Annotated in this window: 5 protein-coding genes; 1 reads left to right on the top strand and 4 read right to left on the bottom strand. The window is 42.0% G+C overall.

The features are described 5' to 3' along the window. Window positions 1–348 precede the first annotated feature (348 nt). Complete coding sequence (locus AC0YN6_RS26090) at window positions 349–1,662, bottom strand: anti-phage deoxyguanosine triphosphatase (RefSeq protein WP_475750614.1); 1,314 nt, start codon at window positions 1,660–1,662, stop codon at window positions 349–351. A gap of 98 nt (window positions 1,663–1,760) precedes the next feature. Between AC0YN6_RS26090 and AC0YN6_RS26085 the strand changes: the two genes are divergently transcribed. Then, on the top strand, window positions 1,761–2,324 hold the full coding sequence (locus tag AC0YN6_RS26085) for a guanylate kinase (RefSeq protein WP_475750612.1): 564 nt from the start codon (window positions 1,761–1,763) through the stop codon (window positions 2,322–2,324). Window positions 2,325–2,406: 82 nt separating this feature from the next. Here the strand turns inward: AC0YN6_RS26085 and AC0YN6_RS26080 are convergent, their stop codons facing one another. The 3 genes from AC0YN6_RS26080 to AC0YN6_RS26070 form a co-directional block, all read right to left on the bottom strand. Next, a complete protein-coding gene (locus AC0YN6_RS26080) occupies window positions 2,407–3,342 on the bottom strand; it encodes a Rossmann-fold NAD(P)-binding domain-containing protein (protein ID WP_475750610.1) in 936 nt (311 codons plus the stop codon). A 184-nt stretch (window positions 3,343–3,526) separates the two neighbouring features. Beyond that, window positions 3,527–5,455: a 3'-5' exonuclease gene (locus AC0YN6_RS26075; protein ID WP_475750608.1), complete on the bottom strand. Its 1,929-nt coding sequence runs from the start codon at window positions 5,453–5,455 to the stop codon at window positions 3,527–3,529. 174 nt (window positions 5,456–5,629) lie between these two features. Further along, window positions 5,630–6,019 (bottom strand): (deoxy)nucleoside triphosphate pyrophosphohydrolase, encoded by a 390-nt coding sequence (locus AC0YN6_RS26070; RefSeq protein WP_475750606.1) that lies wholly within the window; start codon window positions 6,017–6,019, stop codon window positions 5,630–5,632. Between the last annotated feature and the right edge of the window lie 2 nt (window positions 6,020–6,021).

Raw genomic sequence — 6,021 nt, 5'->3', positions numbered from 1 at the left:
CTTTTTTATCGCTTTTTCTCACGATTCGTTAGAATCGTAAGGGCAGTTTATTACTCGTTGTTCAGTTTTCAAAGAGCAATCTATTCTTTCGTTTGTGTTGCTTGTTTTTCTCGCTGTCCGCGTGTGTCTCTCGGCCAGAAATAGAATATACCATGTACTAGACTACTATTGCAAGTGTTTTTCGAAAAAAAGTTTATAAACTTTAGAATCGCTAGATTTACATAGGTGCTATTATTCTTTTCCTTCTATATAATGGCGTTCAAATCTTCTTCTATTATCAAGCACCTGCCATCACAAAAGGAAAGTGCTTGAACCTAGCTATAATAAGGTTTCAACTCTTAAAGCGGATTAAATATCAAACAATCTGCCTCCAGCAGCTTCATATAAACGAGAATACATCTTTAATGCATAGGTATCCGTCATCCCAGCAATGTAATCACAAACCAGTCTTGCATTCTTCCTATCGTCAGATGCATGCCAGCTTAGCTTTTTATCCTCAGAAAGCAAATTTTTATCATTGAACATAGCGTCGAAGAGCTTTTCAATTATTTTGCCGCCGCGCCATTCAAAGGTTTGAACCTTCTGTGAGAAAATAACGTGCGTTTCGACCAGCTTTTTCAAATCCTCTAACAAATCCATTGCATCCTCAGTTATTACTGCCTTATAGCGCAACCGGTTAGATGAAAAGGCAGGCTGGGACTCAACGATTGAAATCTCATGTATAAATCCAGAAACCAAATCTGCGAAAATACGCTTCGTTTGTTTATTCCGCTCGCTGCTATTCTCCATCAGTACCCGTAAAGCTTTCGCAATCCTAGCTGATGAAATATGGCTGTGCTTCTTCGCTACCTCCCATAGATCATCTATTTTAATCATATTAAGCTTGAATGCATCCTCTAAATCATAGGTCGCGTAAGCGATATCATCAGCCAGCTCAATAATGGAGCATTCGAACGTTTTATTTAATGTCTTCTTATGCTTACCATCCTGAAAGTCAGATACTTGCATGAAATAGGCCTTTTCTTCCGGCGAAAAGCTTTCAATAACCCACTGAAATACCTGCTCGTCCTCTTCAAAAACACTGCTTTTGGGAGGTTTTCCCGTAATCATGGGATTATTAACTTGTTTCATACCAGCTGGGTATTTCAATATGGACAATAAAGCAGCTCTTGTTAAATCAAGCCCCGTCTCCATATCCCCGTCTATATTTGTCAAAAGCCTGAACGTGTGTGCATTACCCTCAAAGTTAAGATCGAATACGCTCATACATTTATTCAACGCACGCTCTCCTTGATGTCCGAATGGAGGATGCCCCAAATCATGAGCTAACGCAGCAGCTTCAATAAGAGAAATGTCTATCTTACTCTCCGACTCTTTAAAAATATTGTTTTTTTCATTTAAGGTTGTGGCAATTCCTCTAACAATTTGAGATACTTCAAGGGAATGTGTAAGGCGCGTTCTGTGAAAGTCTCCTTCGCTGATCCCGATAACCTGCGTCTTGGACTGCAAGCGGCGAAATGCCGCTGAGTGAATGACTCTGCCAAAATCACGTTCAAAATCATCTCGAATTGAAATTCTTTGCTTCGCATTTTCTGTATTAATATGCCTTTGAATATCCATATCATTATAAAATGAATTTGATGAGTTTTTATAGAGAATCATAGACTCGCTCCCAGCTCATTGTAATTTAGAGATATTTTAACAATATACGATCTTTATTAGAAGTGATAGATGAAAAATGATTAAAGGAGAGCTTTCGTTTGGGGAAAATATTCGCATTTTACGGTCCTTCCGCATCAGGAAAATCAGAAATACAGAAAGAACTAACCAGTCGCGGTGTCCAAAAGATCATTACAGCAACAACAAGAGCACCTAGACCGAATGAAGAAGCTGGGATTCATTATATTTTTATGGACGTCCCGCTTTTTCAAGATCATATTCAAACAAATTCCTTCATCGAGTGGACGCAGTATAACGATCATTATTACGGAACACTCAAATCCAGCATCGAAGAGGGATTAGATCAAGACGGTAAAGCCCACATTGTACTTGATTTAGCTGGTGTGCTCGCTCTAAAAAAACGATACACGAATATAGTGGCTGTCTACGTAGGTGCAAATATCGAATCTATTAATAGAAGAATGGCAGCTAGAGGCGGACTTGCCGAGGAGAACCTTAAGAGGGTGAAAAAAGCCGAAGAGGTTGAACTAACCAGCGAGTATATGCAGCATGCCGATGTTATCATATGGAATCATGATGACATCGAATTTAATGATACGATGATGCAGGTTATGCAAATTTTAGAATCTGATCGTAATGCCTGAATTCTCTCAAACAAATGAATAAGCAAAAAAAAGCTCATCACCGCCATCACGCGAGGTTGAGCTTTTTGATTACCACATAGCGTCAAGCGAATATTATCGTGTGGTGTAATTGCAACATATATATAAGCACAGCTTTTTGAACATGCATTCTATTTTCTGCTTGCTGATAAATAATGGAGCGTTCCGATTCAACCAGCTCCTCTTCTATTTCAAAACCCGGATGGATAGGCATGTCATGCATGATGTAAGGAGAGTATCCGCTTAGATTGGCTTTGCTGAACTGATAAGGCAGCATCTGCTCCATTCTCCGATTTTTCTCTTCCTCGTAATGACTCTCATCGTAAAACTCCATATCAATCCAAGTGTCTGTATATACAAAATCAGATCTAGATACTGCAGAAGACAATTGTTCAACCTTCTCGACGTATCCGCTTTGATATGCTGCCTGCATTAGCTCTTCATCCCAGGAAGGTGTGTTAATGATTGGTGTAACCAATAAAAGCTTAATTCCTAGCGTCACACATCCTGCTACGAGCGAATTGGCCACATTGTTATGAATCCCAACATAAGTGAGTGTAATTCCTGTAAACGTACCTGCTACTTCATAGATCGTCATCAAGTCTGCTAAAGCTTGGCAAGGGTGATATTTGTCGCAGCAGCCATTGATCACAGGCACCTTAGAATACTTAGCTAGTTCCAGCACATCGGAATGCTTCTTCAATCTAGCCATAATGACATCGCAGTTTCTTGACGCATACTGCGCTTCGTACTGAATGGGTGAAATACTGAAGTTACTGGAATCCCAATCCATGACAACCGGGTAGCCGCCCATCTGATTGATGCCGGATTGAAAGGAGAGATTCGTTCGTGTAGATGTTTTCTGAAAAAGCATCAGGAGGCCTTTTCTCTCAGCAGCATTGTAAAAGAGCTCTGGGTTCTTCTTCATCTCGATTCCCTGGTTAATGATGGAAAGAATCGTATCTCTGCTGAATTCTTTTAATGACAATAAATGGACCATCGTTTCACCTCTCATGAATATTTATACATTTGTATGTATTTATATTCAATCTAAAATGTAAACGTATGTTTGTCAATATTAGAATTTCCCACGAACGAGGCTCGCGGATTAATTCAAACATCATGAAATAGGCTGCTCGAGAGATTTCTCGAACAGCCTGTTTTTACTGGGATCAGCCTCTGCTTTATCCCATCTTCTTTATGGAAAGCTTTTGCTCCTGACGCAGCTTCTGAACTTCGTCCAAATAAAGCGTAAACTTGGAATCCCCGCTGTAGGAGATATGAAGCCACTCCAATGCGCGTGTCATAGCAATATAAAACAGCGATACCTCGCGTTCCTCTACCTCTTCCAATGAGAAAGGCATATTCTCCGCATTTACGATAAAGACCGCCCGGAAATCGAGTCCTTTCACACCGTCAATGTCTGATAAATTAATCGCATCGCCGTTAATATCCGACTCTTGATTCGTACCAGCATGATCCGTGATCCAGTGAAACGGAAGCCCTTGCCCCTTAAGTACCCTCCGGATTGTATCCGTGTAAGAGGAATAATAGTTATCTTTCACTCGATACAGGATAACCATCTCCGAATAAGGAATCTTATAATTGTCATGCAAGTATCGGATATGTTCAATTACAGTCCTCAACTCTTCCTGAAAGCTTCCGCGACGCTCCAACAAGGGCTCTGGACCGCTTCTCCTAGCACTTTGAGGAGGAATGATCTCTACACCTTTCGCTACTCCATATTGAACCTTATTCTGAAGCAGTGAATGCCGTTGATAGAAATCCCAAGCAAACTGGGCGATTTGCGTCGTGTTTCGGTGATTAATGGAGAGAATACGTGATCGCCCGCGAAAATCTAGCCCTGTGTCCTGCAGTAAGCTCGATTTACGCTTAAACAACGATTGAGCCCGATCCTCAACCAACAGCAGATTTTGTGTCGCTGGATTAAGAAGATAACTCAGCAGCTTCAGCCATTCCGGCTGAAAATCCTGACCCTCGTCAATCAAAATCGCTTCATAGGCAGGAAAAATCGCTTCCTTCTTCTCCAGCTTGCCGATCAGTGCAGAGATATCCGTATCCCTTGCGTTCAATACAGTTCTCAGCCACTCATGAAAATTGTAAACCTCGACGTTTTGCTCACGAGGCTTTCCTTCTTTTTGTTCAGCAAGTCTAATCCAGTCGAGCAAATCCTCCGGCTCCTCCATCTTGCGGTCAATCATTTGCCGAAGACTTCGAGATAAAGCGATACTGCTGCAGAGGACAAGAATCTTCCAATCTGGATGATGATTAGCCAGATGCTTGGCACGACTGGCGAGGACAAGCGTTTTGCCGCTCCCAGCCACGCCGCGAATTAACCGGTGACGATCACCGAGTTGCTCTGCCATATTTTCCTGGTGTGGATCCATCCCTTTAATATTGTGAAGCGACAACACGAACTGCTCCTGTTGCTTCTGATTCAAAGGCTGGCGAAATTCCGCGCTGATCCGCACCTCAGGAATAATGTGATTACGAATAGCCTTAATTTCATCCTGTGATAAAATGTACTGCTTGCGTTGCCTTGCCGCGAACATACCATGGATTTTCTCAATGAAAGAATCGGCGGTAAACCCTGCATCATCCGGGTCTACTTCGTCTCTGCAAAGTACAAACTGCTCAGAAATCACATCGTATAGGCTATGTTCTATGAAATCCTTCTGCTTCATCCGTGTAAAAACCGATCCGAAGCCATAAGGAAATTTGAGTTTTCCTTGAAATTTTCCTTCCCGTTCAGTGAGGCTTTCGTCCTTCTCAAGCTCGTCCATCACATGCCGTAGACTCTCCCTTGCTTGGAGATATGGATTCTGAACGGCTTCCATTTGCCCGCCTGATGCATGAAGCAGCCACTCGTCACGGTCAACCTCGAATAAAGCAGATTTCGTATAATCCTTCACTTCCAGAACGACCAATCCGAGATCGGGGCCTATGATAACGAAGGCGGGACGATTCCCCTTTATTTCCGGTTCAAAATAAACCACATAATCGCTCGGCAGATGATCCTTCAGCGTCCCAAACAGTAACCGTTCCCCAGCAGTCGCACTCGTCCGGATAACCTCCGGGACCATATAAGCCATCCTCTTTCACCTCTAATTCGATTTATTTCAGTTGATTTTAGTATAAACCATCTTGGCGAGATTTGTATGAGAAAAAGGAGAAATAGTAATTCTACACTTGTTCTACCTATTCAATTCGCAACCCGAATAGCTCCATTCCATCCTGCTTGTCTTGATTCTGATAAACTACCACATTCACTCCCCCTGCTGCATTAACAACTCTACAAACTTAATATCCGCAGGTGCAAAAATATAATCAATCAGTTCATTCCGATGCACCCATCGATATTCATCATGGTCTACTAATTTAACTGTTCCACCTACAAAAGTCGCTTTATAAGCGATTAAACGTATGTGGACAGTATCATAATAATGGTCGTTCTCTCCAAACCATTCATACGGCATAATATCGATACTCATCTCCTCTAACAGCTCTCTTCGAAGACAGTCCTGCGGGGATTCATTCTGTTCCAGCTTACCGCCTGGAAATTCCCACAAACCTGCTTGAGCTTTACCATAGGAGCGTTTTGCAATTAATAGCCTGCCTTGATCATCTTCAATAATTGCGGCCGCTACCTCAATCATAT

The sequence above is a fragment of the Paenibacillus sp. J22P15 genome, from assembly GCF_056269345.1.
This window is presented reverse-complemented; position numbering and strand designations above follow the sequence as displayed.

Coding starts and splice junctions, on each gene's coding strand:
- AC0YN6_RS26090 (WP_475750614.1), bottom strand. CDS start 1,662: ATGATTCTCTATAAAAACTCATCAAATTCATTTTATAATGATATGGAT.
- AC0YN6_RS26070 (WP_475750606.1), bottom strand. CDS start 6,019: ATGATTGAGGTAGCGGCCGCAATTATTGAAGATGATCAAGGCAGGCTA.
- AC0YN6_RS26075 (WP_475750608.1), bottom strand. CDS start 5,455: ATGGCTTATATGGTCCCGGAGGTTATCCGGACGAGTGCGACTGCTGGG.
- AC0YN6_RS26080 (WP_475750610.1), bottom strand. CDS start 3,342: ATGGTCCATTTATTGTCATTAAAAGAATTCAGCAGAGATACGATTCTT.